General features: G+C 72.2%; 25 protein-coding genes. 7 read left to right on the forward strand and 18 right to left on the reverse strand.

Annotation, left to right across the window (positions count from 1 at the left end):
• Positions 1–16: 16 nt before the first annotated feature.
• From DEJ06_RS16595 to DEJ06_RS18680, 9 genes are all read right to left on the reverse strand, one after another.
• Positions 17–1117: an NAD-dependent epimerase/dehydratase family protein gene (locus DEJ06_RS16595; RefSeq protein WP_111040052.1), complete on the reverse strand. Its 1101-nt coding sequence runs from the start codon at positions 1115–1117 to the stop codon at positions 17–19.
• Positions 1117–2310, reverse strand: a complete 1194-nt coding sequence (locus DEJ06_RS16600; RefSeq protein ID WP_071404842.1) for a zinc-dependent alcohol dehydrogenase — start codon at positions 2308–2310, stop codon at positions 1117–1119. The genes DEJ06_RS16595 and DEJ06_RS16600 overlap by 1 nt, the downstream gene beginning before the upstream one ends.
• Positions 2311–2455: 145 nt before the next feature.
• A complete protein-coding gene (locus DEJ06_RS16605; protein WP_111040053.1) occupies positions 2456–3355 on the reverse strand; it encodes an aminoglycoside phosphotransferase family protein in 900 nt (299 codons plus the stop codon).
• Between the two features lie 98 nt (positions 3356–3453).
• Positions 3454–4041: a TetR/AcrR family transcriptional regulator gene (locus tag DEJ06_RS16610; RefSeq protein WP_111040078.1), complete on the reverse strand. Its 588-nt coding sequence runs from the start codon at positions 4039–4041 to the stop codon at positions 3454–3456.
• Positions 4031–5551, reverse strand: coding sequence for an MFS transporter (locus DEJ06_RS16615; RefSeq protein WP_111040079.1), 1521 nt, complete (start codon positions 5549–5551; stop codon positions 4031–4033). The genes DEJ06_RS16610 and DEJ06_RS16615 overlap by 11 nt, the downstream gene beginning before the upstream one ends.
• 72 nt (positions 5552–5623) lie before the next feature.
• Positions 5624–6259 carry a DNA alkylation repair protein gene (locus tag DEJ06_RS16620; RefSeq protein WP_181436826.1) on the reverse strand — a complete coding sequence of 212 codons (636 nt, stop codon included), beginning with the start codon at positions 6257–6259 and terminating at the stop codon, positions 5624–5626.
• On the reverse strand, positions 6256–7059 hold the full coding sequence (locus DEJ06_RS16625) for a sulfite exporter TauE/SafE family protein (protein WP_181436825.1): 804 nt from the start codon (positions 7057–7059) through the stop codon (positions 6256–6258). The genes DEJ06_RS16620 and DEJ06_RS16625 overlap by 4 nt, the downstream gene beginning before the upstream one ends.
• Before the next feature lie 10 nt (positions 7060–7069).
• Positions 7070–7567 (reverse strand): hypothetical protein, encoded by a 498-nt coding sequence (locus tag DEJ06_RS18495; RefSeq protein ID WP_220036502.1) that lies wholly within the window; start codon positions 7565–7567, stop codon positions 7070–7072.
• A gap of 201 nt (positions 7568–7768) precedes the next feature.
• On the reverse strand, positions 7769–8965 hold the full coding sequence (locus DEJ06_RS18680) for a peptidoglycan DD-metalloendopeptidase family protein (protein ID WP_111028636.1): 1197 nt from the start codon (positions 8963–8965) through the stop codon (positions 7769–7771).
• Positions 8966–9124: 159 nt separating this feature from the next.
• Here DEJ06_RS18680 and DEJ06_RS16645 point away from each other — a divergent pair, with 159 nt between their 5' ends.
• Positions 9125–11005: a gamma-glutamyltransferase family protein gene (locus DEJ06_RS16645; RefSeq protein ID WP_111040055.1), complete on the forward strand. Its 1881-nt coding sequence runs from the start codon at positions 9125–9127 to the stop codon at positions 11003–11005.
• Between the two features lie 105 nt (positions 11006–11110).
• On the opposite strand, the gene DEJ06_RS16650 is transcribed toward DEJ06_RS16645, so the two are convergent.
• Positions 11111–12154, reverse strand: coding sequence for an NAD(P)-dependent alcohol dehydrogenase (locus DEJ06_RS16650; RefSeq protein ID WP_111024593.1), 1044 nt, complete (start codon positions 12152–12154; stop codon positions 11111–11113).
• Positions 12155–12176: 22 nt separating this feature from the next.
• A complete protein-coding gene (locus DEJ06_RS16655; protein WP_111040056.1) occupies positions 12177–12791 on the reverse strand; it encodes a DUF805 domain-containing protein in 615 nt (204 codons plus the stop codon).
• Between the two features lie 123 nt (positions 12792–12914).
• Here DEJ06_RS16655 and DEJ06_RS16660 point away from each other — a divergent pair, with 123 nt between their 5' ends.
• From DEJ06_RS16660 to DEJ06_RS16670, 3 genes are all read left to right on the forward strand, one after another.
• Positions 12915–13355 carry an OsmC family peroxiredoxin gene (locus tag DEJ06_RS16660; RefSeq protein WP_111040057.1) on the forward strand — a complete coding sequence of 147 codons (441 nt, stop codon included), beginning with the start codon at positions 12915–12917 and terminating at the stop codon, positions 13353–13355.
• Between the two features lie 113 nt (positions 13356–13468).
• Positions 13469–13723 (forward strand): hypothetical protein, encoded by a 255-nt coding sequence (locus DEJ06_RS16665; protein WP_111040058.1) that lies wholly within the window; start codon positions 13469–13471, stop codon positions 13721–13723.
• 58 nt (positions 13724–13781) lie between these two features.
• Positions 13782–15299: a threonine/serine exporter ThrE family protein gene (locus DEJ06_RS16670; RefSeq protein ID WP_111040059.1), complete on the forward strand. Its 1518-nt coding sequence runs from the start codon at positions 13782–13784 to the stop codon at positions 15297–15299.
• A gap of 103 nt (positions 15300–15402) precedes the next feature.
• On the opposite strand, the gene DEJ06_RS16675 is transcribed toward DEJ06_RS16670, so the two are convergent.
• Positions 15403–15597 (reverse strand): DUF2795 domain-containing protein, encoded by a 195-nt coding sequence (locus DEJ06_RS16675; RefSeq protein WP_027467172.1) that lies wholly within the window; start codon positions 15595–15597, stop codon positions 15403–15405.
• Positions 15598–15688: 91 nt separating this feature from the next.
• Positions 15689–16372 (reverse strand): TetR/AcrR family transcriptional regulator, encoded by a 684-nt coding sequence (locus DEJ06_RS16680; protein ID WP_111024589.1) that lies wholly within the window; start codon positions 16370–16372, stop codon positions 15689–15691.
• A gap of 169 nt (positions 16373–16541) precedes the next feature.
• Here DEJ06_RS16680 and DEJ06_RS16685 point away from each other — a divergent pair, with 169 nt between their 5' ends.
• On the forward strand, positions 16542–16859 hold the full coding sequence (locus DEJ06_RS16685) for a hypothetical protein (RefSeq protein ID WP_027467174.1): 318 nt from the start codon (positions 16542–16544) through the stop codon (positions 16857–16859).
• A 98-nt stretch (positions 16860–16957) separates the two neighbouring features.
• Here the strand turns inward: DEJ06_RS16685 and DEJ06_RS16690 are convergent, their stop codons facing one another.
• Entirely contained in the window at positions 16958–17884 is a 927-nt protein-coding gene (locus DEJ06_RS16690; RefSeq protein WP_110858602.1) for an SDR family oxidoreductase, read from the reverse strand.
• Between the two features lie 198 nt (positions 17885–18082).
• Between DEJ06_RS16690 and DEJ06_RS16695 the strand changes: the two genes are divergently transcribed.
• Positions 18083–18817, forward strand: a complete 735-nt coding sequence (locus DEJ06_RS16695) for a hypothetical protein (RefSeq protein ID WP_111040060.1) — start codon at positions 18083–18085, stop codon at positions 18815–18817.
• A gap of 6 nt (positions 18818–18823) precedes the next feature.
• Here the strand turns inward: DEJ06_RS16695 and DEJ06_RS16700 are convergent, their stop codons facing one another.
• From DEJ06_RS16700 to DEJ06_RS16715, 4 genes are all read right to left on the reverse strand, one after another.
• Positions 18824–19606 carry an endonuclease/exonuclease/phosphatase family protein gene (locus DEJ06_RS16700; RefSeq protein WP_071404829.1) on the reverse strand — a complete coding sequence of 261 codons (783 nt, stop codon included), beginning with the start codon at positions 19604–19606 and terminating at the stop codon, positions 18824–18826.
• A 38-nt stretch (positions 19607–19644) separates the two neighbouring features.
• Positions 19645–21147, reverse strand: coding sequence for an LCP family protein (locus DEJ06_RS16705; RefSeq protein WP_111040061.1), 1503 nt, complete (start codon positions 21145–21147; stop codon positions 19645–19647).
• A gap of 137 nt (positions 21148–21284) precedes the next feature.
• Complete coding sequence (locus tag DEJ06_RS16710; protein WP_111040062.1) at positions 21285–21935, reverse strand: GntR family transcriptional regulator; 651 nt, start codon at positions 21933–21935, stop codon at positions 21285–21287.
• Between the two features lie 12 nt (positions 21936–21947).
• Positions 21948–24062 (reverse strand): efflux RND transporter permease subunit, encoded by a 2115-nt coding sequence (locus DEJ06_RS16715; protein ID WP_111040063.1) that lies wholly within the window; start codon positions 24060–24062, stop codon positions 21948–21950.
• A 77-nt stretch (positions 24063–24139) separates the two neighbouring features.
• Between DEJ06_RS16715 and DEJ06_RS16720 the strand changes: the two genes are divergently transcribed.
• A complete protein-coding gene (locus tag DEJ06_RS16720) occupies positions 24140–24547 on the forward strand; it encodes a MarR family winged helix-turn-helix transcriptional regulator (protein WP_071404826.1) in 408 nt (135 codons plus the stop codon).
• The last annotated feature ends 58 nt before the right edge of the window (positions 24548–24605 follow it).

Here is a 24605-nt window from a genome sequence, read left to right on the forward strand (position 1 = left end):
GCCAACCCCAGCCCGCTCAGCCGCGCAGCGGCCCCGACCCCGGAACGTTCGCACCGTCCGCGAACCCGGCCACGAGTGCACGCAACGCTTCTTCGGAGGTGTGTCGGGCCTCCCATCCGAGCACGGACCGGGCACGGTCGGTCCGCATGATCGGCACGCCGGCGGCGATGTCGATCCACCCGGCGTCCGTCGGCTGCAACCGCAGCCGCCACGTCACCGTCACGATCCCGCGCAGCAGCCGCAGCGGGATCCGGACGGCACCGAGCATGCCGAAGGCCCGGGCCAGTCGCGGCGGGTTGAGCACGGGCGACGCGGCGATGTTGAACGCCCCCGCTGCCCGTCGGTCGACCGCGCGCCAGTAGGCGTCGGCGACGTCGTCGGCGTGCACGGCCTGGAACACGAACGGGTACGGCAGCGGCAGCACGAGCCAGCGGATCCAGCGCACGATCGACATCGGCACGAGGTGTCCGAGGAACAGCCCCCGGATCTCGGCCGCGGCGTCCCGCTGGAAGATCAGTCCCGGGCGCAGCCGGGTGACGGTCACGGAGGGGTGTTCGGCCTCGAACGCGTCCATGGCCGCTTCGTTGGCGGCCTTGTGGATCGAGTACGTCGCCGTCGGGATGCCGTCCGTCGGCCAGCTCTCGTCCACGGGCGTGCGCTTGCCGTCGACGTCCACCCCGCGGTAGGCGCCGACCGAGGACGCCACGACGACCTGCGGTACCTCGGCGCGCGCGACGGCTGCCAGGACGTTTGCCGTGCCGGTCACGTTCGTGCGGTGCTGCGCCGGGATGTCGTGCGTCGGTTGCAGCGCCCACGCCAGGTGGATGACGGCGTCGGCGCCCTGGAACACGGCGGCGAGCTGGTCCACGGCGTCCGCGGCACCGACGTCGACGGCGTGCCAGACGGCGGCGGCGTACGGCTCCGCGCGCAGGTCCGGCAGGCGCCGGGCGACACCGACGATCTGGACGCCGACGCCGTCACCGGCGGCGTGACGGCCGGTGTCACCGCTGGCGCCGTCACGGCCGGTGTCACCGTCGCCGTCGGCGCGCACGGCCGCGAGCCGACGGAGCACCGCCGTCCCGACGTTGCCGGTCGCACCGACGACGACGACGCGCATCAGGCCGCGGCCATCGCGGGGTCGAGCACGACCTTGACGCAGTCGTCCTGCTTCTTCTGGAAGACCTCGTACATGTGCGGGGCATCCTCGAGCGAGACACGGTGGGTGGTCAGGTCGAGCGTGCCGAGCGGGTCCGACGGGTCGGAGACGAGCGGCATGATGTCGTCGATCCAGCGCTTCACGTTGCACTGGCCCTCGCGGATGGTGATCTGCTTGTCGAACAGCGTCATCATCGGCATCGGGTCGGCCATGCCGCCGTAGACACCGCTCAGCGAGACGGTGCCGCCGCGACGGACCAGGTCGATCGCCGCGTGCACGGCCGCCAGGCGGTCGACACCGGCGGTCTCGATCGCCTTCTGCGCGAGCTTGTCGGGCAGCAGGCCGGCGGCGCGCTGGGCGAAGCCCGCCATCGGGTTGCCGTGGGCCTCCATGCCGACGGCGTCGACGACCCCGTCGGGGCCGCGACCGTCGGTCAGGTCGACGAGCTCGGGCACCAGGTCCTTCGTCAGGTCGAACACCTCGGCACCGTGCTTCGCCCCGAGGTCACGGCGGACCTGCTCGGGGTCGACGGCGAGCACGCGGTAGCCGAGGTGCTTGCCGATGCGGGCGGCGAACTGGCCGACCGGGCCGAGGCCGAGCACGGCGAGCGTGCCACCCTCGGGCACCTGGGCGTACTGCACGGCCTGCCACGCGGTCGGCAGGATGTCGCTCAGGAACAGCCAGCGGTCGTCGGGGGTGCCGTCGTCCGGCACGACGATGGGGCCGTAGTCGGCGTGCGGCACGCGCAGGTACTCCGCCTGGCCACCCGGGACCTGGCCGTACATCTTCGTGTAGCCGAACAGCGAGGCCCCGGTGCCGTACTCGGTCACCTGGGTGGTCTCGCACTGCGACTGCAGGCCGTGCTGGCACATCCAGCAGTGGCCGCAGGAGATGTTGAAGGGGATGACGACCCGGTCGCCGACCTTCAGGTTCGTGACGCCGGATCCGACCTCTTCCACGATGCCCATCGGCTCGTGGCCGAGGACGTCGCCGCGGTCGATGTACGGGCCGAGCACGCGGTACAGGTGCAGGTCGGAGCCGCAGATCGCCGTGGAGGTGATCCGCACGATCGCGTCGGTCGGCTCCTGGATGGTCGGGTCGGGGACGGTCTCGACGGACACCTTCTCGGTGCCCTGGTAGGTCAGTGCGCGCACGTTGCGTTCCTCTCGTGGTCGCTTCGAGCCGGCCTGGAGGCACGACTCGCGTTCCCCTCCTCGGTACGCGCCCGCCCCGTGGACGCTCCCAGCCCCGCGTCCCCCTCGCGCACGTCGGCACGGGTGGGCAGCCGTGGCCGCGACCTCAGGCGAGGACGGCTGCGAGGACCCGCTCGTGCTCGTCGCGACCGCCCGGTCCGGCACTGCCGGCGAGCATGATGAGCGCCTTCCACAGCGCCCATCCCCGTGCACGCGCCCACGTGTCGTCGTCCAGGTCGACGGCCCGCCGGAACACCCGTCGCGCCGGCCCGTCCAGCATCGTCCACGCGAGCACGAGGTCGCACGCCGGGTCCCCCACGCCGCACGTGCCGAAGTCGATCACCGCGCACAGCCGCCCGGTGTCGTCGACGAGCAGGTTGCCCGGGGCGACGTCGCCGTGGAACCAGACCGCCGGCCCGTCCCACCGGCTGGCGAGGGCCTCGGCCCAGACCGCTTCGCACGCGCCGCGGTCGACGACGGTACCGCCGGTCCTGCCGCCGCCGCCGCCGAGCGTGTCGAGCGCCGTCCGCACCTCGGCGTCGTACACGGACGGGTGCTCGCCGCGGTGGAACGAGTGCGCGCCGGCGGTGGGGCCGCCCGTCGCCGGGACGCTCCGGAGCTGCCGGAGCACGGCACCGACCTCGGCAGCGAAGCGCTCGTGGTCGAGGTCGTCGACCTGCACGGCGGGCACCCCGTCGAGCCACCGCCGCACCGACCACGGGAACGGGTACCCCTGGCCCGGTTCCCCGAGCGCCACGGGCTCCGGGACGGCGACGTCCAGCCGCCGGGCGAGGTACGGCAGGACGTCCTGCTCCTTCTCGACCGCGGGCACGTAGCCGGCCGCGCTCGGCAGTCGCACCGACAGGGCGTCCCCGAGCCGGTAGGTGCGGTTGTCCCAGCCCTGGTGGTCGACCTCGCGCACGGGCAGGTCGGCCCAGTCGGGGAACTGCTCCGCGACGAGTCGTTCGACGAGTCCGGCGTCGATCCGGGGCACCTCGGTGTGCATGCCCGCAGCCTAGGCGTCGGACCGGGACGGCGGTGGGGCCGGTGCGCGCGGGCGGCCAGCGGCGGGGCGGACTCGCACCGGGCCTCCCGGCCGTCGCCTCAGGCGGGTTCTGCCAGGGCGAGCAAGGCGTCGCGCGCGACCGCGAGCTCCCGCTCGTCCAGGTAGGGCGGCATGCCGACCGCGGCCGCGAGGCCCTCGGCCGCGTGCCGGACCACCAGTGCGCGGTCCTCGGGCAGGCCGTCGCGTGCGAACAGCGTCCGCCAGTGCTCGGCGTCGGCCGCGACGGCCGCGGCGATCCCCGGGACGGCCATCAGACCGGGCCAGTGCGACGACGGTGCGAACAGGTCCATCGCCTGCTCGCTGCCGCCGCAGAGCGTCCGGACGTAGGCGCGCAGGACCTTGCCCGGTCGGTTCTCGGCGAGGTCCACGTGCTCCATGACCTCGTCCGTGAACGCGGCCAACCCGTGCTCGACGACCGCGAGCAGGAGTTCGTCCTTCGACGGGAAGTGGTGCAGCAGCCCGCTCTTCGAGACGCCGGCTTCGGTCGCGATCTCGGCGACGCTCACCCGCGTACCGCGCTCGGCGAGCAATCGGCGTGCGGACTCGAGCACGGCCTGCCGCGTGCGCTCGCGGTCGCGGGAGCCGTCGGTGCCGGTGCCGGGGCCCGTGCTGCGGTCAGTGGTCATGCGGTCCATCCTGCCGGTTCGGGATGACCCGGAGCGCGACCACGGCGGCGACCGCGAGCAGCACCGCGGCGCAGACGGAGGCGAGTTGCATGCCACCGGTGAACGCTTCACGGGCGTGCTCGAGCACCGGCGACCCCGGTTGCAGTACCTGGCTCGCCGACGCCAGCGACTCCCGGACCCGGTCCGCGACCCCCGAACCCAGGCTGTCGCCCGTGAGGTCGAGGTTCGACCGGTAGAACGCGGTCTGCAGCGACCCGAGCACCGCGATGCCGAGCGCGACGCCGAGCTCGTACCCGGTCTCCGAGATCGCCGAGGCGGCGCCCGCACGCTCCCGCGGAGCCGCGGCGACGACCGCGTCCGTCGCCAGCGTCATCGACACCCCGACGCCGAGGCCGACCACGGCGAGCGCGATGGCGATCCCCCAGTACGTCGGCAGCCCCTCGGCGAAGGCGAGTCCGGCCATGCCGACCGCGGCGACCGCCAGCCCGAGGCCGATGGAGCGACCGGGGCCGACGCGACGGGAGAGCAGGCCGATCACGGCGATGACCGCGATGGACGCCAGGGTGGCCGGCAGCTCCGCGGCTCCGGCGAGCAGCGGGGTGAACCCGCGCACCAGCTGCAGGTACTGCGAGAAGAAGAACAGCAGACCGCTCAGCGCGAAGACGGACAGCGAGTTCGCGACCACCGCACCGGAGAACGCCGGGATCCGGAACAGCTGCAGGTCGATGAGCGGCGTGGTCAGGCGTTTCTGCCGCCGGACGAACCACCAGCCCGACGCGAGCCCGAGCAACGCGGTCGCCGGCACCGTCCAGTCGAACCCGTGCCCGGCGACGTGCTTCACGGCGTAGACCAGCGGCACGATCGCGAGCACCGAGAGCACCGCGGAGAGCAGGTCGATCGGGGTCCGGGCGCCGCCGCGGGACTCCGGCAGCAGGAACGCCCCGGCGACGACGATCACCGCGATGACGGGGATGTTGATGAGGAACACCGATCCCCACCAGAAGTGTTCCAGCAGCGCCCCGCCGACGAGTGGTCCGGCCGCGGCACCACCGGTCGCGCCCGCGGACCACACCGCGATGGCGGTGGTGCGCTGCCGCGGGTCGCGGAAGATCGTGCGCACCAGCGACAGCGTCGAGGGCATCAGGGTGGCGCCGGCGACGCCGAGGAGTGCCCGTGCGGCGATGAGCAGCTCCGGGCTCGAGGCGAAGGCCGCAGCGGCCGATGCCAGTCCGAACGCGACGGAGCCGAGGAGCAGCAGGCGCTTCCGACCGATCCGATCGGCGACGTTGCCCATCGTGACGAGCAACCCGGCGAGTGCGAACGAGTAGACGTCGCCGATCCAGAGCACCTGGGTCGCGGTCGGGTCGAGGTCGGCGGTCAGGGACGGCACCGCCAGGGCCAGCACGGTGCCGTCGATCGCCAGGAGCACCACGGCCAGGGTGAGGACGCCGAGGGACGCCCACTCACGGACGGAGGCGCGGTGGGTCGGGGTGGTGCTGGTCGTGGTCATCGGTCGACCGTAACCGACCATTTGGTCGGTTGGGCAGACTGCACAGTCGGTTCACAGCACAGCGCCGCTCGGTCAGCCCCGCAGCCGGTCACGCTCCCCTGGCGGCAGGTGCTCGGTGGCCGTCCGGCGGGCGGCCGGGCTGAGGAACCGGCCGCTCTGCTCGAGGAACGCCACGAGCGCCGCCTCGGACGCCCGCTTCCCCGTCTCGCGCAGGACCAACCCGAGCGCCGACTGCACCGTCTCGCTGCGCTCCCGCACCAGGCGCCCGGCGATCCCGAGTGGCACCTCGGCGTCGCCCTGCTTCGCGAACGCCAGGGTCGCCACGACCGCGATCCGGCGGACCATCGCGACGTCGGACTTCGCCAGCGCGAACAGCGGACCGGTCGAGGCGCCCACCAACGGGGCGCCGACGAGTTCCTCGGCGGCCAGGTCGACGAGCACCGGGTCTTCGAACCGCTCGGCCTTCGCCGCGGACAGGTACTCGTCGGTGAGCTCCGGGTCCGGCCGCGCCCGCATCGCCTGCACGAGCAGCAGGACGGCGACGAGCTTCGCGCCGTCGTCCTCGCTCCAGAGCAGCGCCGAGCGCTCCCCCTCGTCGAGGTCGTGGAACTGCCGCGCGACCCGGCGGGCCGCGGCGACGTCGCCGGTGGTGCGGGCGAATGCCGCCAGCACGGCTTCCGCGTCGCGCCCTGCCTGGAGGCCCGTCACGCGACCTCCCCGTCGCTCGCGTCGTTCTGTGGTGCCCTCCGACGCCCGCGGCTGAGCACGATGACCGCGACGACCACCAGGAACGCCGCAAACAGCCAGGTGCCGACCTGCGGGTCGACCAAGCGCGCCAGCACGGCGCCACCCGGCGAGCAGACGGCGGCGGTGATGCCGACCGTCAGCCCGACCCGCAGGTCGACCGCACGGCGCCGGAGGTTCGCGACCGTCCCGGACAGCGACGTCGGCACCATCGTGAGGAGTGACGTGCCCTTCGCCAGCAGGTCGCCGGCGCCGAGCACGACCTCGAGCCCCGGCACGATGACGACCCCGCCGCCGACCCCGACGAGCCCGGACAGCACCCCCGACAGCAGCCCGAGCAGCAGCAGGACGATCGCCTCGACGACCCCGAAGTGCACCTCGCCGCCGCGGGTCGGCACCGTGGTGAACAGCGACACCAGCACGACGGCGATGAACCCGACGAAGATCCACGGCAGCGCGCGGAGTGGCAGGGCACGGAGCAGCCGGGCACCGATCGGGGCGCCGATGACGCTGCCGACCGCCAGGGTCAGGGCCGCGAGCCAGTGCACCTCGCCCTGCACGGCGTAGGTGACCGCGCCGACGACGGCTGCGGGGGCGATGGCCACGAGCGAGGTGGCCGAGGCCCGACGCTGGTCCATCTGTGCGAAGGCCATGAGCGCCGGCACCACGATGACCCCACCGCCGACGCCGAACAGCCCGGACAGCACGCCCGCCAGGGCCCCGATCGCCACCAACACGAGCACCGTTCCGCCGCGCTTCCTCATCCCGCCCAGGCTATCCGCGCCGCGGGCTACGACGCAGCGAGCGCCGCCGGCTCACCCTCGTCGCGAGCTGGTGCACCCGCTGGTACGAGACGCCGAGGACGACCGCGATGTCCCGCAGGGTGAGACCGTCGTCCTTCAGCGAGACAGCGATCGCCCTGCGGAGCGAGAGCGCGCGGGCCTCCTTGACCTCGGCCTCGGCGCGCAGCGCGGTGGCCTCTTCGAGCGAGCGCGCCAGGGCTGGTTCGAGCTCGGCGCGGATGACCACGGTGACGTCGTCCTGATCGACCTCGGCGACGAAGGCGATCGCTTCACGCTGGGCATCGGCAGCGAGGTCGAGCCGACGGACCTGCGAGATCGCGCCGGGGAACTGGTCGTTCTGCTCGAACTGCTTGAAGAACGCCCGAGCGGTGCCGTCGGCGACCTCGGAGTGCCGTCCGACGGTGCTCCGAGTCGACCCGACGACGATCCCGGTGTTGCACTGTCTACTGCCCTTGATTCCCCAAGGCAAGCGACAGAGACGAAGCGGGATGATGACGCCGCCCTCGCACGGTGCGGGGGCGGCCAACGAGTGAGCAGAAAAGGTCGAGTGACCTCGAGCCACCCGACCTTTTCTGCTCACCCGATGCGCGGGGCGGGGTCGCGCGCGACACACGCGACGTGCGACGAACCCCGCGCCCCACGCCGCGCCCGCGCCCCGCGCCCGCCCGCCTCAGCGGAAGTGCATGTTCTTCAGCGGGTCGACGAGGGTGCCGTTCCGCCGCGTCTCGACGTGCACGTGCGGCCCCGTCGACTGCCCGGTGTTGCCGGACTTCGCGATCTCGGTGCCGAGCTTCACGATCTGCCCCTGCTTCACCTCGATCTTGCTGAGGTGCGCGACCAGCACCGCCGTCATGCCGTACGTGACGACGATGTAGTTGCCGTAGGCCGCGTCGTTCGCGATGGTCTTGGTGACCGTCCCCGTCCCGGAGCCGTACACGGCCGTCCCGACCGGCACCGGGGCGTCGGTGCCCTGGTGGTAGCGCGGGACGTGCCCGGCGCCGCGGTCGTCGCCGTACCGGCCGGTGATCTTCGTGCCGTTGACGGGCCAGGCCAGGCCGGTGACCGGTCGGCTCGACCAGACGCGGGTGTCCTTCGCGCCGTAGAGCACGACGTTTCCGTCGACCTGGACGAGCAGGTTGCCGGACCCGGCGGTGCTGGTGCGTGAGCTCCAGAGCGCGACCTTCTTGCGTGAGGCATCACGGGTCCAGATGACGAAGTTGCCCTTGGCCTGCAGCTCGGCCCAGGCGCCCGGGTGTCCGCCGGTGCGCGACTGCCAGACCACGCGGCCGCTGACCTTCTGCACCAGGTTGCCGTCGGTGCGCATGTTGAGGATGCGCGTGTTCGAGGTGTCGGATCGCAGCACGGTGCCGCCCAGGATGGTGTTCCCCGACGGGACGCGGTCCTGGTAGCCGTTCCAGCTCACGACCACGGTCTTGCCTGCGAGCAGCGCCATCGTGCCGTCGGCGCGCACCTTCAGCGCGGTCGAGTTCACGGTGCCGGCCGAGGCCCAACGGGCCACACGCTTGCCGTTCTTGGTGATGTCGAGGGCGCGGTTCTTGCCGACCACGGCGATCGCGCCGGAGTTGCCGGCGGTGTTCGACGCCCACAGCACGCGGTTGCCGATGCCGTACTCGACCAGGTTGCCGTCGCCCTGCATGATGAGCTTGAACTGGCCGTTCGGCGACGTGACCTGGTCGCCGGGCAGGATCTTGGTGCCGGCCGGGGCCGAGCCGACCCAGACCGCAGAGGCCGCTGCCGGTTCGGCTGTCGCCACGAGCGCCCCCGCCGCCAGGGCCAGTGCCGTCACGGCGCCGGCGATGCGTGGGAGTCGGCGCGCACGTGCGACGGTCGACGGAGTGGTGGTCATGGATCCCCTGCCCTGGAACCGACCGTGCGAGCGCACGGTCGTTCGGCGCTCGCCCTGCACGAGTCGCCGAACGATGTTCGCTTTTCTGCGCGGGGTGCACAACCCCTTGGACGGGGGGTGTACAGCACGCGGCCGATCACCCCGGGACAGGATGGGACCATGTCGACGCCGAACCCCGCCTTCGTCTCGCCCGCTGCGCAGACCACCCGTCCGGACCTGCAGGGCACGTTCGGGATGGCGGCCTCGACGCACTGGATCGCGACGGCGACCGCCCAGTCGGTGCTCGAGCGCGGCGGCAACGCCTTCGACGCCGCCGTCGCCGGGGCCTTCGTCCTGCAGGTCGTGGAGCCCCACCTGAACGGCCCCGGGGGCGACCTGACGGCGGTCTTCGCGACGGCAGTCAACCCCGTGCCGACGGTGCTGGTCGGTCAGGGTCCCGCGCCCGAGGGCGCGACCCCGGAGCACTACCGCGCCGAGGGCCTCGACCTGGTCCCCGGCTCCGGCGCGCTGGCCGCGACCGTCCCCGGCGCGGTCGACGCCTGGCTGCTCCTGCTCCGCGACCACGGCACGTGGGAGCTGGCCGACGTCCTCGCCCCCGCGATCGAGTACGCCCGCGACGGACACCCGGTCGCACCTGCGGTGGTCCGGACGATCACCGCCGTGCGCGGCCTGTTCGAGCAGCACTGGCCCACCTCCGCCACACAGTGGATGCCGGGAGGCGCGGTGCCGGTCCCCGGGGACCTGGTGCGCAACGAGGCACTCGCTGCAGTGCTCGACCGGCTGGTCGAGGCCGGTGCCGGTGCCGGCAGCCGGACCGGCCGCATCGATGCGGCCCGGTCCGAGTGGGCGGAGGGGTCCGTCGCCGAGGCGATCGACCGGTTCGTCCGCGAACCGCACCGGCACGCGTCGGGCACCGACCACGCCGGGGTCATCCGGGCGTCCGACCTGGCGGCGTTCCGGGCGTCGTACGAGCCCGCGACGACCGCCGAGTTCCGCGGCTGCACGATCGCCAAGACCGGACCGTGGGGCCAGGGTCCGGCGCTGCTTCAGACACTGCGGCTGCTCGAACCGCTCGACGACGCCCTGCTCGACCCGTCGACCGAGCTCGGCGCGCACACGATCGTCGAGGCGCAGAAGCTCGCCCTCGCCGATCGTGAGGCGTTCTACGGCGACGGCGAGGTCCCGATGGACGTCCTGCTCTCCGACGCCTACGCCGACGAGCGCCGTGCGCTGATCGGCGAGCGGGCCTCGGCAGAGCTCCGGCCCGGCGCGATCGCCGGGGCCGAGCACGCGCTGCCGCCGATCCGCACCTCGTACGACTCCGCCGGGACGGTCGGGGTGGGCGAACCGACCGTGCAGGTCGCCCGCGAGGCAGAAGCCGACACCGAGGTCCCGCCCGCCGCTCCGCTCGAGGACCGCGGCGAACCGTTCGTCACCCCCGACGGCGAGACCCGCGGCGACACGTGCCACATCGACGTCGTGGACCGCTGGGGCAACATCGTCAGCGCGACCCCGTCCGGCGGGTGGCTGCAGTCGTCGCCGACGATCCCCGAGCTCGGGTTCTGCCTCGGCACCCGCCTGCAGATGACCTGGCTCGAGCCGGGCACGGCCTCGACCCTGCGGCCCGGCGAGCGCCCCCGCACGACGCTGACCCCGACCCTGGTGCTCCGCGACGGGCAGCCGGTCGCCGCGCTCGGTTCCCCCGGCGGTGACCAGCAGGACCAGTGGCAGCTGCTGTTCCTGCTGCGCTGGATCGTCGGCGGCTACTCCCCGCAGCAGGCCATCGACGCACCGGCGCTGCACACCACGTCCTTCCCGGGGTCGTTCTGGCCGCGCACGTGGGAGCCCGCCGGACTGGTCGTCGAGGACCGCCTGGGTGAGGAGGTCATCGAGGCGCTCGAGGCCCGCGGACACGTCGTGACCCGCGGCGGTGACTGGAGCCTGGGCCGGCTGTCGTGCGTCACCCGTGACCCGGACACCGGGATCCTCGGTGCTGCCGCGAACCCCCGCGGCGCGCAGGGGTACGCCGCGGGGCGCTGACCGGCGCCCGTTCCTTCCCAGAACGCCCGCACTGGAAAGTGGAATCGGGCGTACCTGGTCAGAACTTCCGACCAGGTACGCCCGATTCGACCAGGTACGCCCCGTTCAGAGCGTCGGGACGACCACCGCGCGACCCGAGAGCTCGCCGGCCTCGAGCTTCCGGTACGCCTCGAGCGCGTCGGACAGCGCGTACCGCTCGACGTCGGGCACGATCTGGCCGGCGCGGTACATCGCGACGACCTCGTGCAGGTCCTCGATGGTGCCCCAGTAGGTGTTCGTGATCGTCGACTCGTACGGCGTCGCGAAGAAGTTCCACTCGGTGGTGCCGCCGGCGATCCCGACGACGGTGAACCGCCCGCCGACCGCCATCGAGGCCTGCGCGACCTTGATCGTGGGGGTGGCACCGACGAAGTCGAAGGCAGCGTCGACGCCGCGTCCGCCGGTGATCTCGCGGATGCGCTCGGCCTGGTCCGGGCCGCCGGGGACGGTGATCGCGCCCCGGGCGGCGGCGCGGTCCATCGCGTCCTGCTTCATGTCGGTCGCGATGACCGTGGCACCGGTGAGCGCCGTGAGGATCTGCACGGCGATCTGGCCGAGGCCGCCCAGCCCGACGACGAGCGCGAAGCGACCGCCACCAGCCAGGTTCGGCAGGGAGTTCTTGATCGCGTGGTACGGCGTGAGGGCGGCGTCGCTCAGCGGTGCGGCGGCGACCGGGTCGGCGTCGCCGAGCGGCACGAGGTTCCGCGCCGGGACGCTCACGTACTCCGCCATGCCGCCGTCGCGCCCGAGGCCGATCCCCATGTAGGGGTTCGTCGCGGCGTTCTCGCAGTAGGTGTCCTGTCCCTTCGAGCAGTACGAGCAGTGCCCGCAGCCGACCGGCCCGTAGACCAGGTAGGCGTCGCCCTCGGCGAAGCCGGTGACCCCGTCCCCGACGGCCTCGACCCAGCCGGAGTTCTCGTGGCCGAGCACGAACGCGGGCGCCTGGGCTCCCGGCTGCCCCTGCTGGAACTCGCGGTACACGGCGACGTCCGAGTGGCAGGCACCGGCGCCGGCAACCTTGAGCAGGACCTCACCGGGCCCGGGTGCGGGCTTCGGGACCTCGGTCAGGGACGGGAAGGTCTGGTACTGCTCGAACACGACGGCGCGCATGGGGTTCTCCTCTGATCGCCCTTCACGCTACACCTGTCGTCGAGGACGACATGTGTCGCCCAGTTGCCTCGGGACCACGCCCTCCCGCGAACAGTCCGCGGTCGAACCGTGCCCCACCAGGGCGCGACGACCGCGCCACCATGACACCCAGCACGACCGCGCCGAGCGGTCCGGTGAAGACGAGGAGCAGGATCCACAGCCCGGCGTGGTCCCGGTCGTGCAGTCGCCGCACGAGCAGCGACCACCGCGGCACGATGGTCAGGATCGTCGGGACGAGCAGCGCCAGGTCCCACGCGTCCGGCCGGAGCTCGCGGTCGCCGGCCCCCCAACCGAACCACCCGTCCTGCCCGCGGTCGATCAGGTGGAACGAGACCCGCGGTGACGGAACGACCCCGAACGGGTCGACGTACATCTCCCACCGCCCTGCGGTCCCGTGCACGCCGACGACCCAGAGCGCGACCCCGACCAGCGCGAGCTCGAGCGCGATCACCCACCAGAACTCCGAGCGACTCGCCCGCCCGTGGAACCGCCACCCCTGCGTCCAGAACCGGAGCCAGGCGACCACCGGGTTCGTCACGTCGGCCGGCCCCTGCTCGAGTACGGACTCGCGGAAGCCTGTCTTGTCGCTGTCCCCCATGTGCCAGATCGTAGGGCAGACCTGCGTCTTCGCCGTGAGCCCGTTGCGAGAACGCTCGTTCTCCGATTGACTCAGGAGCGGCGGTCCCGCTCGGGGCCGCTCCCCCACACGAAAGGAGCGGGCATGCCCACTCGCACCGCACGCACCGCCTGGAACGGCGGCCTCGAGGACGGTTCCGGCCAGGTCGAACTCTCGAGCTCGAAGGTCGGCACGTACGACGTCTCGTTCCCGAAGCGCACCGCCGAGGACGCCGGGGGCACCACGAGCCCCGAGGAGCTCATCGCCGCCGCCCACTCGGCCTGCTACGCCATGCAGTTCTCCGCGGTCCTCGGCGAGGCCGGCGGCACGGTCGAGGCCCTCGACGTCAAGGCCGACGTCTCGCTCGGTCCGGACCCGGCCGGCGGCTTCCGTCTCACCGGCATCGTCCTGACCGTCAGCGGCGAGGTCTCCGGCATCGACGAGGCGGCCTTCCTCAAGGCCGCCGAGGACGCCAAGGCGACCTGCCCCGTCAGCAAGGCGCTGACCGGCGTCGAGGTCACGCTGCACGCGACCTTCGAGCAGTAGCGAACGCAGCGCAGTAGGCGCGCGAAGCAGGAACCGTCACCACGTGACGGACGGGAGGCCCGGTGCCAGCTGGCACCGGGCCTCCCGTCCGCCGTCCACATACGCTGGGTGCCGTGCCCCGCTTCCTCGCCACCCCGACCCTCGTCGCCCTCTGGCTCGGCCTGCTGGCCGTCGTCGTCGGGATCGTGTTCGTGCTGACGGCTCCGACGTTCACGTTCGGCTTCGCCGCCGTCGCCCCGCTGTCCGACTACGCGTTCGTCGCCAACGGCCGACCGTGGCAGCTGACCGCCGGACCGGTCCTCGTGCTGGTGGGCGCGGTCGTCGCGGCGTTCGCCCTCGGTCGTCTGAGCACGCGCCGCCGGGGCTGATCCGAAGGCGTCCAGCGGACGTCCGGACTCGGCCGCCGTCGACTGGCACCATGGCGTGATGGCCGAGCAGCACCCCCCGGGCCCGCACAAGCCGGGCCGCCCACCCCGGCCACGACGCCGCAGCCTCGCGCAGCACGACCTGCGCGACGCACGAGCCCGCCTGCGCGGGACGATCTACGAGCACGTCGAGCCCGACGCCAAGGGGCGCGACCAGTACACGGCGACCCAGATCGTCGACTTCTGCCTCGACCTGGCCGAGGTCATGCTCGCCTCGGGTGCCGACACCCGCAGCGTCGAGACGGCCGTCGTCGCGGTCTCGACGAAGTGGAACCTCGCGCCACTCGACCTCGACTTCTCCGGCAGCTCGGTGACCATCCAGTACGCCCCGGCCGACGTCCCGCCGCTCGTCAAGGTCCGCACCGTGCGGTCGGACGGCTCCGACCTCGACAAGCTCGCGCGGGCGAACCAGATCGTCGACGACCTGATCCACGACGACCGCGACATGACCTCGGCGGTGAGCGCCCTGGTCGCCGTCCTGCGACTCCCGCCGCGGTGGCCGATGTGGCTGTCCGACGTCGGCCTGTCGATCCTCGGCATCTCGATCGCCGTGCAGGCCGGAGGCGGGTGGCGCGCGGGACTCGGGGCGTTCGTGCTGATGCTCGGGATCATCGTCTCCGGGCGCTGGCTCACCGACCGGGGGTACCCGCAGTTCTTCGTGTCCGGGGCACAGGGCGCGGTGGCGTCGGCGATCGGCACGCTGGCCATCTGGGCCGGAGTGCTCAACGCGAACGGCGCCGCGACGATGGTGGCGGCGCTCGTGGTGCTCCTGCTGCCGCACCCGTCCCTGGTGACCTGGGCGCAGGACGCCATCTCGGGGTTCCGGGCGATGGCCGTGGCCCGGGCGTTCTACATCGGGCTGGTCATCGCGGCGATCGTGGTCGGGGTGCCGGCCGGGATCGCGATGACGCACTGGCTGCGGATCGAGGTCGACCCGTCCGGCATCGTGACGCAGACCCTGCCGCTCTGGGCGTCGCTGTCACTGACCGTGGTGTCGGCGGGCGCGAACTGCTTCGTGCAGCAGGCGAGCGCCCGCGTGATCCCGGTCGCCGTGGTGTTCTCGGTCGCCGCCGGTGCCGCGCTGTGGGCGCTGCGGCAGGCCGGGCTGCCGCTCCTCGGGGCGACGTTCCTGGCGGCGGTGCTGCTCGGGGTGCTCTCGACCTACGCGGCCGTCCGGATGCGCACGGCCGTGGCGGCGATCGCGGTGCCGGCGTTCTGCGGGGCGCTGCTGCCCGGTGTCGCCGTGTCGAACGCCCTGCTGAACTTCATGTCCGGGTCGTCGAGCGCCGCGCTCGACTTCGTGGCAGCGGTGTCCGTGGCACTCGGGATCGGCGCGGGCCTGGTGCTCGGTGGGCTCTTCGCGACGCCCGGTGCCCGTCGAGCGCTCCGCCGGACGCGTCGGGTCGTCGTGCACTCGGTCCACAACGACACCACGGCGCTGCGCGTCATCCGTGACACCGGGTACGACCCCGGCGACGGTTCGGTGCCGCGCGGGTCGCGCTCGAACGGCGCTTCATGAGCTGCGCGGCCGGCACCGCCCCGGAAGACGCTTCGTGAGCAGAAGAGGTCGAGTGCGACGCACGCACCCGACCTCTTCTGCTCACCGAGTGAGTCCGCCGCGCTCAGCCGGCGTCGGACACCGCGCTCGACACCGCGGTCGGGGCGTCGTACTCGCCGTCCGGGATCGCGCGGAGCGCCTCGAGGACGTCGTCCGGAGCGCCCTCCTGCTCGGCCGTCGAGACCACGTCGTCCTTGGACGCCGGGTAGTCGATGCCGCTCAGGTACTTCTGGACCTGGATGGGGTTCGGTGCTGCCATGTCGGTTCCTTCCGTCAGGTTGCGACTCCCGGAGTACCCGCGGGGCGCTGCACGACGGCGCAAGGAACGCGCTCCGCGGACGAAACGCCGGTCAGATCTCCCAGCTGCCCGAGTCGTCGTCGTCCCACATCGCCAGACGGCGGGCGGCCTGCGGCTCGTACCGCTCCATCCAGCCGCGCTCGAGCCGGGCGACCGCGCGGTCGAACGCCGCCACCAGGTCGAGCTCGGCGCGCAGCAGGGCCTGCAGCTGCAGCCCCTCGTACAGGGCGATGAGCTGCTCGGCACCGCGGCGGGGGTCCATCGTGTGCGGGGCACGGCCGATCGCGACGTCGTGCTCCAGGCCGCGCTTGATCTGCGCGAAGAAGAGCTGGTACCGCGACCGCAGGTAGGTCGCCATCGGGTGCGCCGGGTTGCCCGCGACGGACAGCAGGGCGACGAGCAGGCGCATCAGGGCCGGGTCCTCGGCGTTCGAGGCGACGATGGCGCGGAGCAGGTCCACGGTCGAGCCGTCACCGACCTCGTGCGTGACCTCGTCCATCCGGGCACCGTTCCAGCGGTCCAGTGCGGCGAGGACCAGGCCGTCCCACGACGGGAAGTGCTGCTCCAGCTCGGCGACGCTGATGCCCATCCGCTCGGCGACCTGCAGGGGCCGGGCTTCGTGGAAGGGGACGTCCCGGAGCAGGTCGACGGTGGCACCCACGATCGTGATCCGCAGGTGCAGCGTGGCCGCCGCGGCCGCAGCGGCCTGCGTGTCGGCGCTGGTGTGTTCGAGCATCGTGCCCTCCGTCGTCCCCGGACGTCCTGTCCGTGTCACCCCGGATCCGAGGTACCTCCATCCAAACGCAGAACGGGGGACACCAGAATCCCCGGTACGGGTGTCGGCACAAGGGGGGACAGACCCCGACGTCGAGCCGGTTCGCGGCCGTCCGTGCGACCATGCGGGCATGACCCCGAACGACCCCACTGCCCAGGGACTCGCGACCATGGCCTCGACCGGCTTCGAGTTCGGCGGCGACCCCGACCAGGTGGCGCACGACGTCCGGGCCATGTGGGAGCAGCTCGGACGGCCCGCCGGTGCGTTCGAGGCGGCGGCTCGAGCCATCGCCGTGCTGCCCCAGCGGCCCGAGGTGCCGATCGCCGACCAGGCCCGCCGTCGCGCGTTCGAGCAGGCGATCGGCATCAACCCCGTCGAGGTCGAGCTGGCCGCCGCGATGTCGGCGCGCGAGCTCCTCGAGCGGATGGCGCGCTCCGTCAGCTGCTGACGCGACCAGGCGCCCTGGACCCGACCACACGGACGACGGGAGGCGCGGTACCCACCGGCACCGCGCCTCCCGTCAGAGTCCCGTCAGGAACAGGCGCCCTACGGCGTCGGCATCCCACCGTCGACGTGCAGCGTCTCGCCCACGACGTACGACGACTCACCGCTCGCCAGGAACACGTAGGCCGGCGCGAGCTCGGCCGGCTGGCCCCAGCGGCCCAGGTAGGTCTGCTCGCCCGCGCTCGGCAGCGCCTCCGGCGGCTGACCGCCGGCCGGCTGCAGCGGCGTCCAGATCGGGCCCGGAGCGACCGCGTTGACGCGGATCCCCTTCGGCGCGAGCTGCGCGGCCAGGCCCTTCGCCATGTTGTTCACGGTCGCCTTCGTGGCCGCGTAGTGCACCAGGTGCGGCGACGGGGCGTACGCCTGGATCGACGTCGTGTTGATGATCGTGGAGCCGGGCTGCAGGTGCGGCACGGCGGCCTTCGTGATCCGGAACGTCGCGTAGGCGTTCGTCTTGAAGGTCTCGTCGAACTCCTCGTCGGAGATCTTCGTGATGTCGTCGACGTTCTGCTGCTTGCCGGCGTTGTTCACCAGGATGTCGAGGCCACCGAGCTGCTCGACCGCGTCGGCGACGAGCTGCTCGCAGACCTCGAGCGAGGTGATGTCGCCCGGCAGTGCGACGGCCTTGCGTCCGGCGGCCTCGATGAGCCCGACGATGCGGTCGGCGTCCTCCTGCTCCTCGGGCAGGTACGAGATCGCGACGTCCGCACCTTCGCGGGCGTAGGCGATGGCCACGGCGGCACCGATGCCGGAGTCGCCACCGGTGACGAGCGCCTTGCGGCCGGTCAGACGACCCGAGCCGCGGTAGGTGTCCTCACCGTGGTCGGCGGGGACGTTCTGCGCCATCTCCGCGTCGGTGCCGGCGCCCTCGAGGTACTGCTCGTCGGGCTTCTTGTCGGCGTACATCTTCGTGGGGTCCTGCATCACGTACTGGTCAGGCCCGGTCTGGTCGTTCTGCTGGTCCGTCATGCCGCCGACGGTACGCAGGGGGTCGCTGCGGGCCGTCCAGGAGGCTGTCCCCCGTTGCGCGGAGCGGCCTGCGCCCGCCGGCTGCACCGCTCCAGGGCCGCAGGTGCGTGATCCTCGTTTGTCACGGTCCGGTGACGGGCAGGCTCCGATTCGGTAACACCTGTCGTTCTGTTCCGATCGAGGCCCTACCGTCGAACGGTGACTCCTCGGACCCTGCTGGCGCTCGGCGCCGCCGTGCTGGCCTTCTCGGCCGGTGCGCTCGCGTTCGACGGCACAACCGGGCTCGGGGCCGACGTGGCCGTGGCCGCCGAGACCTCGCACGACGCCGCTCCGGTGCACGTGACGAAGGCGGAACTCCGACGGGTCGACTCGATCGAGCTCGACGCCGAAGCACTCGTGCTCCGGAACGGCGACGACACCGTGGTCGAGTCCTCGATGCGCGACTCCGGGCTGACCGTGAGCGTCCTGAACCGTCTGCTCGGCACACCGTCCCGCACGCAGACGGCCGAGGGCGACGGCGGGGCGTGCTTCCCCGCAGGCACCACCTACACCTGGGGCGGCGCCATCCGCGTCGCAGCCCTGACGACCGACGCGGCGGCCGGCAACGCCGTCGAGATCCGGGTGCTGCGCGACTCGGTCCGCAGCGTGCTCGGCCGGCAGATCGAGCTGACCGGGCCGGGCGGTGTCCGGGTGGGCGACGACATCGCGGACGAGATCGCCGACGCTCCCGGTTCGGAGCGGGTGTCCTACGGCTCGGACGACTCGCGCGCCTGGCAGCTCCTGCTCCGCGAGGGCTGGGCGGACCGGCACGACGACGAGTCGAGCGAGCACTCCGGCGACGCCGGCACCAACGGGGTCTCCGCCCTGACGAACGAGACGACCGTCACGGTGCTCGGTTCACCGATGCCCGTCCACGCGCAGCGCAGCTGCTGAAGCGACTCAGACCCGCAGCGTCGCGACCACCGGGAAGTGGTCGCTGGCGAACCAGGTCTCGGGACCGTCGTGGTCGATGACGACGCGGTCCACGGCGCTGACGTCGCGGGTGAGCACCCAGTCGATCCGCTCGCCCGAGTCGACCGGCGGCTGCCAGTCGTTGAACGTGGCGGTGCGGTCGGCGGGGTCCCCCGCGGCGAGCCAGGCGTCGGCGAACCCGGCCTCGGCGAACACCCGCGAGGCCGTCCCGCTCCCCGCGGGTTCGTTGCAGTCCCCCGCGAACACGACCGGGCCGGTGGTGCCCGCCAGTCGTTCGGCGATGAGCGCGGCACTCCGGCCCCGGACCTCGTCACCGTGCGCACCGGGCTCGTGGTCCAGGTGCGTGGTGAGCAGGGTGAACGCGGGCCCCTCGGCGTCGAGGAACCGGGCGTGGTTCGCGATCCGCGGGTACAGGCTGCCCCAGGTGTTCGAAACGGGCTCGTCCGGGGTGTCCGACAGCCAGAACGACCCCTCGTCGGACGGCCGGAACCGGTCGCGGCGGTAGAAGACGGACGCGTGTTCGCCGGCGTCACCGCCCTCGCGCCCCTGTCCGACGTCGGCGTGGTCCGGCAGGCCGGCACGCAGGTCGTCCATCTGGTGCGCGAAGGCCTCCTGCACGCACAGCAGGTCGGGGTCGTGCCGGCGGATCAGGTCGAGCACGACCGGCAGGCGGGCCGGCCAGTCGTGCGCGGGGTCCGGGTTCTTGATGTTGTAGGTCATCAGGACGATCGGGCGTGCGGCGCTGGTCACACCGTGAACCTACCGATCGGTTGCCCGGCGGGTTCCCATCAGTTGATGCAGGTGCCCTCGGTGCCGTAGTTGTGCACGTCGGTCGACTTGGGCGTCGGCTCCTTCGCGGGCTTCTTCGTCGGCTTCGAGCCGGTGCTCGAACCGCCGGTCGACGGCGTCGAGGCCCCGGCGCTCGGCTTGGTCGCGATCGGCTTGGCGGTCTTGCCGTCGGTGCCGAGCACGAGCGTGACACCGGTGACCGCACTGGTGCGGACGGCGACGGCGCCGGGCACCACGGATGCGATGGCCTTCGCCTGCGACTCCTGACCGGCGGGGTACTGCACCTGGGTGGTCTTCGTCGTCGCGGACGAGCCGGCCGGGGCGACCTGGAAGCCGCGGGCGGTCAGGACCTGCCCCGCAGCCGTCGCGGCACCCTCGACCCCGCTGCCGTTCAGCACGGTGACCGAGGTGTTCGCCGGCTGTGCGCGGCCGGCCTTCGTGTACGCCTCGGGTTCGCCGACCAGGCCCTGCACGAACGCGGGCAGGCCGACGGTGTCGACCTCGACGATCGACAGGGCGGACCCGTTCACGTAGATGGTCGGCGTGCCGAGCGTCGGGATCGTGGCGGACTGGATGTTGCCGGGCCGCAGGTTGCGCATCTGTGACGCCAGGTCGATGAGGTCGGTGTCGGTCTGGATCGATCCGCCGACGGCCTTGAGGATGTTCCCCATCTTCACCGGGTTGAGCAGCGTCCCCGCCGACGTGACCTTCCGGGCCTCCTGCGACAGGAAGTACTGCTGGCGGACGTTGCGGTCGAGGTCGCCGTTCGGCAGGCCGTGGCGCTGTCGCACGAAGGACAGCGCCTCCTTCGCGTTGAGCGAGGACTTGCCCGCCGGCAGGTCGACGCCGGAGTACGGGTCGCTGGTCGCCTGGTTGAGGCAGACCTGCACCGGGCCGAGTTCCTTGACGACCTGGTAGAAGCCGAGCAGCGAGACGCGGACGTAGTGGTCGATCTGCAGGCCGCTCAGGTTCTCGATCGTCTTGATGAGCATCTTCGCACCGCCGGTGTCGCCACCGCCGTTGAGCGTGCCGTAGTAGAAGGCGCTGTTGAGCTTGCCCTTGCCGACGTCCGGGATGTCGACGTACGAGTCACGGGGGAACGAGATCATCGTCGCCTGGCTGCCGTCGGCGTTGATGTGCAGGACGATCATCGTGTCGGTGTTCGTCGCACCGCCGTCCGACGTCGTGCTCAGTTCCGCCATCTGCTCGGGGGTGGCGTTCTCCGGCCGGTGGTCGTCCCCGACGAGCAGGATGTTCTGCGCCTTGCCGTCGACGTCGTCCTTCGTGCCCTTCTTGCCGGTGATCGCGTTGACGATCGTGACACCGTCGGACAGCTGGTTGTACGCGTACCCCGCGTACCCGACGCCCAGCAGGAGGGCCATCGTGAGCACCCCCGCGACGGCCGGGAACACGACGCCCGCCCGACGCTTCTGGCGCCCGTGGCGCGGCGTCGCGGCACCGCGGTGTGCGGGCTCGGTCGTCTGCTCGGGTTCGTTGCTCACCGGGAAACCATAACCGCCACGCGGGGAACGGACATGGGATGCGCCTGGAAGGTCACCCCGTACTCGCCGTCACCCCGTGACGGGCTGGAGGCCCGTGGCGGCGTCCCCACGGGCCTCCAGTCCGTCTCCTGGTCGCGCTAGCCGCGCGACGGGAGCAGGTGGATCGCCTCCATGGCGAGTTCGGCAGCGATGGGGTCCTTCGCGACGACGGCGTCCTTGAGCTTCGTCAGCTCGGGCAGGATCACGTCGGCCGGCAGGAGCTCGGCGAGCTCCGGCACGCGGAGCTTGAAGGAGAGCCCGTCCGTGGTCGAGTTGCAGAGCTGCACGAGCGAGGGGTTGCCGCACGCATCCGCCCACATGGCGTAGATGCCGGCTCCGTCGCGCGCCACCTGGTCCTGCTCGTCGGCGCTCACCCGCGCGTGCACGTCGTCGAGCATCTTCACGATCTTCTTGCGCTGCGCGTCCGTGAACCGGGGCACCGCGAGCCGCACGACGCCGCCGTAGATCACGCCGAGGGTGCGGTACGCGTCGAGGAGTTCCCCCTTCGTCGGCGCCGCGACCCGGGTGTAGCGGTTCGGTGCCATCTCGATGAGGCCGGCCCGGGCGAGCTCGGCGAGGGCCTCACGGATCGGGGTGCGGGAGACCCCGAGCCAGGCGATCAGGTCGTCGTCGTTGAGCCGTTCCCCGGGCTCGAGCGTGCCGTCCATGATGGCGTCGCGGATCTTGTCCTGCACCGTGTCACGGAGGAGCTTGCGCTCGGCAGCGGGCTGCGTCGAGGGAACTGGCATGGGTCCAGCGTGTCACATGTCAGGGTTCGTGCGCGAGAGGCGCGACGGCCACCAGGCGCGGTGCCCGAGGTCGTAGGCCAGCGCCGGCACGAGCAGCGAACGGACCACGATCGTGTCGAGCAGGACGCCGAACGCGACGACGAACGCGATCTGCACGAGGAACAGGATCGGGATCACGCCGAGGGCGGCGAACGTGGCGGCGAGCACGACGCCCGCCGACGTGATCACCCCGCCGGTCACGCCGAGTCCGCGCAGGACGCCCTCGCGTGGACCGTGCCGCAGCGCCTCCTCACGCACTCGTGTCATGAGGAAGATGTTGTAGTCGACGCCGAGTGCCACCAGGAACACGAACGAGTACAGCGGCACGCTCGGGTCCGCGCCCGGGAAGTGGAACACGTGGTCGAACACGAGCGCTCCGACGCCGAGGGCCGCCGCGAAGGACACGATCACGCTGCCGATCAGCACGAGCGGCGCGACGATGCTGCGGAGCAGGAGCATCAGGATCAGCAGGATCACGACGAGCACCACGGGGATGATCAGGGTGCGGTCACGGATGCCGGTGTCGTTCGTGTCGACCGCCGTCGCGGTGACGCCACCGACGATCGCTCCCGGGTCGACCCGTTCGACGGCGGTGCGGAGGTCGCGGACGGTCTGCTCGGCGGCGTCCGAGTCGGCGGCATCGGACAGCGTCGCCTCGAGCAGGACGTCACCGCGGGAGACGGTCGGCGTGCTGCTGCCGGCGGCGCCCCCGGTCACCGGGACGGTCCCGGCGGGGCTGTCCTTCGCCGCGGCGACCACACCGTCGACCCCGTCCACCGCGGTGATCGCGTCGACGAGCTGGTCGAGGTCGCGCTCCGCTCCGATGACCTGCGCGGGGCTCCCCGAGCCGCCCGGGAAGTGGTCGGCCAGCACGTCCTGGCCATCACGGGCCTGCGACGACCCGATGATCAGGTCGCTCTGCGGCACCCCGTCCGCCTTGAGTCCGAACAGGCCGGCACCCATCGCGAGCAGGCCGACCGTGCAGACGATCCACACCACCCGCGACCGCCGGGCGACGAGCCGGCCGACGCGCGCCCAGATGCCGCGGGCGTCCGGACCGGTGAGCACGGGGTGGGCGCTGCCGAACGCGGGACGCAGCGGCCAGAACGCCGCGCGGCGGAACGCGAGCAGCAGCGCGGGCAGGAGCGTCAGGGCGGCGAGCAGGCTGAACGCGATGCCGATGGCCGCGACGGGGCCGAGCGCCTTGTTCGAGTTGAGGTCGGAGAGCAGCAGGCAGAGCACCCCGACGATCACCGTGCCGCCCGACGCCAGGATCGGCTCGAGGCTCCCCCGCAGGGCGGCCTTCGTCGCGTCCCAGCCGGTGCGGTGGTCGCGCAGCGCCTCCCGGAAGCGCGAGGTGTACAGGAGCGCGTAGTCCGTCGCCGCGCCGATCACCAGGATCGACAGGATGCCCTGGACCTGCCCGTTGACCGTCACGATGTCGGCCTTGGCGAGCCACCAGACCACGAGGATCGAGGCGCACAGGGCGAACGTGGCGGTCCCGAGCACGAGGACGGGCAGCAGGGGTGATCGGTAGACGATGATCAGGATCACGAACACCGCGGCGAGCGCCACCCCGAGCAGCAGCCCGTCGATGCCGGCGAAGGCCTCGGTCAGGTCCGCGGTGAACCCGGCGGGGCCGGTGACGTAGCCGCTCACACCGGACGGCAGTGCGTCGTCGACGTCGGCCCGGATGGCCTCGACCGCATCTCCGGTCTCGGCGTCCTGCGTGAGTGTGGCGACGATCTCGACCGCGTCGCCGTCCTCGCTCGGGATCACGGGGCTGACGGCATCGACGTCGGCGCGGTCGGACAGCGTCGTGGCGAGTGTCTTCGCGTCGGCGAGGTCGGTCGACGTCAGTCCGCCGTCGCGCTCGAGGACGATGATCGCGGGCGCTCCGGACTCGTCACGGAACTCGGAGGACCGCTCCTGCACCTTCGTGGCGTCGGCCGAGGCGGGCAGGAACGAGGTCTGGTCGTTGGTCGAGACCTCGGAGATCTTGCCGAAGAAGGGACCGCCGACCGAGGCGATGCCGAGCCAGACCACGATGACGAGCGCGGGGAGGACGATGCGGAGGAAGCGGGACACGTCGGTGAGCGTACACCGATCGTCAGCATGCTGATTACTTGACGGTCGAGCGCTCCTGACGACCATAGAATCACGGCATGCAGGACACGAGCGAGCAGTGGCCCCTCGGGCGCCTGCTGTCCGCGGCTGCACGGTCCGTCGAACGGGACTGGGACGAACGGCTCCGCGCCATCGGGCTCTCGCACGCCGCGGTCGTCGCGATCGACATCCTCATCCGGACCGGTCCGACCGGCGCGGACACCATCGCCCGCACGGCCCGGGTCCAGCCGCAGACGATGTCCCGCACGCTCGAGCGGATGGAGCGGGACGGCCTGGTCGAGCGCACCCCGCATCCCGCCGATCGCCGGCGCCGCGTGGTGAGCGTGACGTCCGCTGGCCGGTCCGCCTGGGAGACCGCACGGCACATCGAGCGCGAGGTCCTGCCGGAGGACCCGGCACTCCGGACGGCACTGGGCGAACTGCTCGCCAAACCGCAGTCCGAGTGACACACTGTTCATGAAATACCACATGCGATAAGATCCTGTGGTCGGTGCGTGCCGACCT

Origin of the sequence: Curtobacterium sp. MCLR17_051 (assembly GCF_003234395.1) — a bacterium.
GTDB classification, from domain to species: Bacteria; Actinomycetota; Actinomycetes; order Actinomycetales; family Microbacteriaceae; genus Curtobacterium; species Curtobacterium flaccumfaciens.

Coding starts and splice junctions, on each gene's coding strand:
- DEJ06_RS16595 (WP_111040052.1), bottom strand. CDS start 1,117: ATGCGCGTCGTCGTCGTCGGTGCGACCGGCAACGTCGGGACGGCGGTG.
- DEJ06_RS16605 (WP_111040053.1), bottom strand. CDS start 3,355: ATGCACACCGAGGTGCCCCGGATCGACGCCGGACTCGTCGAACGACTC.
- DEJ06_RS16610 (WP_111040078.1), bottom strand. CDS start 4,041: ATGACCACTGACCGCAGCACGGGCCCCGGCACCGGCACCGACGGCTCC.
- DEJ06_RS16615 (WP_111040079.1), bottom strand. CDS start 5,551: ATGACCACGACCAGCACCACCCCGACCCACCGCGCCTCCGTCCGTGAG.
- DEJ06_RS16625 (WP_181436825.1), bottom strand. CDS start 7,059: ATGAGGAAGCGCGGCGGAACGGTGCTCGTGTTGGTGGCGATCGGGGCC.
- DEJ06_RS18680 (WP_111028636.1), bottom strand. CDS start 8,965: ATGACCACCACTCCGTCGACCGTCGCACGTGCGCGCCGACTCCCACGC.
- DEJ06_RS16645 (WP_111040055.1), top strand. CDS start 9,125: ATGTCGACGCCGAACCCCGCCTTCGTCTCGCCCGCTGCGCAGACCACC.
- DEJ06_RS16650 (WP_111024593.1), bottom strand. CDS start 12,154: ATGCGCGCCGTCGTGTTCGAGCAGTACCAGACCTTCCCGTCCCTGACC.
- DEJ06_RS16655 (WP_111040056.1), bottom strand. CDS start 12,791: ATGGGGGACAGCGACAAGACAGGCTTCCGCGAGTCCGTACTCGAGCAG.
- DEJ06_RS16660 (WP_111040057.1), top strand. CDS start 12,915: ATGCCCACTCGCACCGCACGCACCGCCTGGAACGGCGGCCTCGAGGAC.
- DEJ06_RS16670 (WP_111040059.1), top strand. CDS start 13,782: ATGGCCGAGCAGCACCCCCCGGGCCCGCACAAGCCGGGCCGCCCACCC.
- DEJ06_RS16675 (WP_027467172.1), bottom strand. CDS start 15,597: ATGGCAGCACCGAACCCCATCCAGGTCCAGAAGTACCTGAGCGGCATC.
- DEJ06_RS16680 (WP_111024589.1), bottom strand. CDS start 16,372: ATGCTCGAACACACCAGCGCCGACACGCAGGCCGCTGCGGCCGCGGCG.
- DEJ06_RS16685 (WP_027467174.1), top strand. CDS start 16,542: ATGACCCCGAACGACCCCACTGCCCAGGGACTCGCGACCATGGCCTCG.
- DEJ06_RS16690 (WP_110858602.1), bottom strand. CDS start 17,884: ATGACGGACCAGCAGAACGACCAGACCGGGCCTGACCAGTACGTGATG.
- DEJ06_RS16710 (WP_111040062.1), bottom strand. CDS start 21,935: ATGCCAGTTCCCTCGACGCAGCCCGCTGCCGAGCGCAAGCTCCTCCGT.
- DEJ06_RS16720 (WP_071404826.1), top strand. CDS start 24,140: ATGCAGGACACGAGCGAGCAGTGGCCCCTCGGGCGCCTGCTGTCCGCG.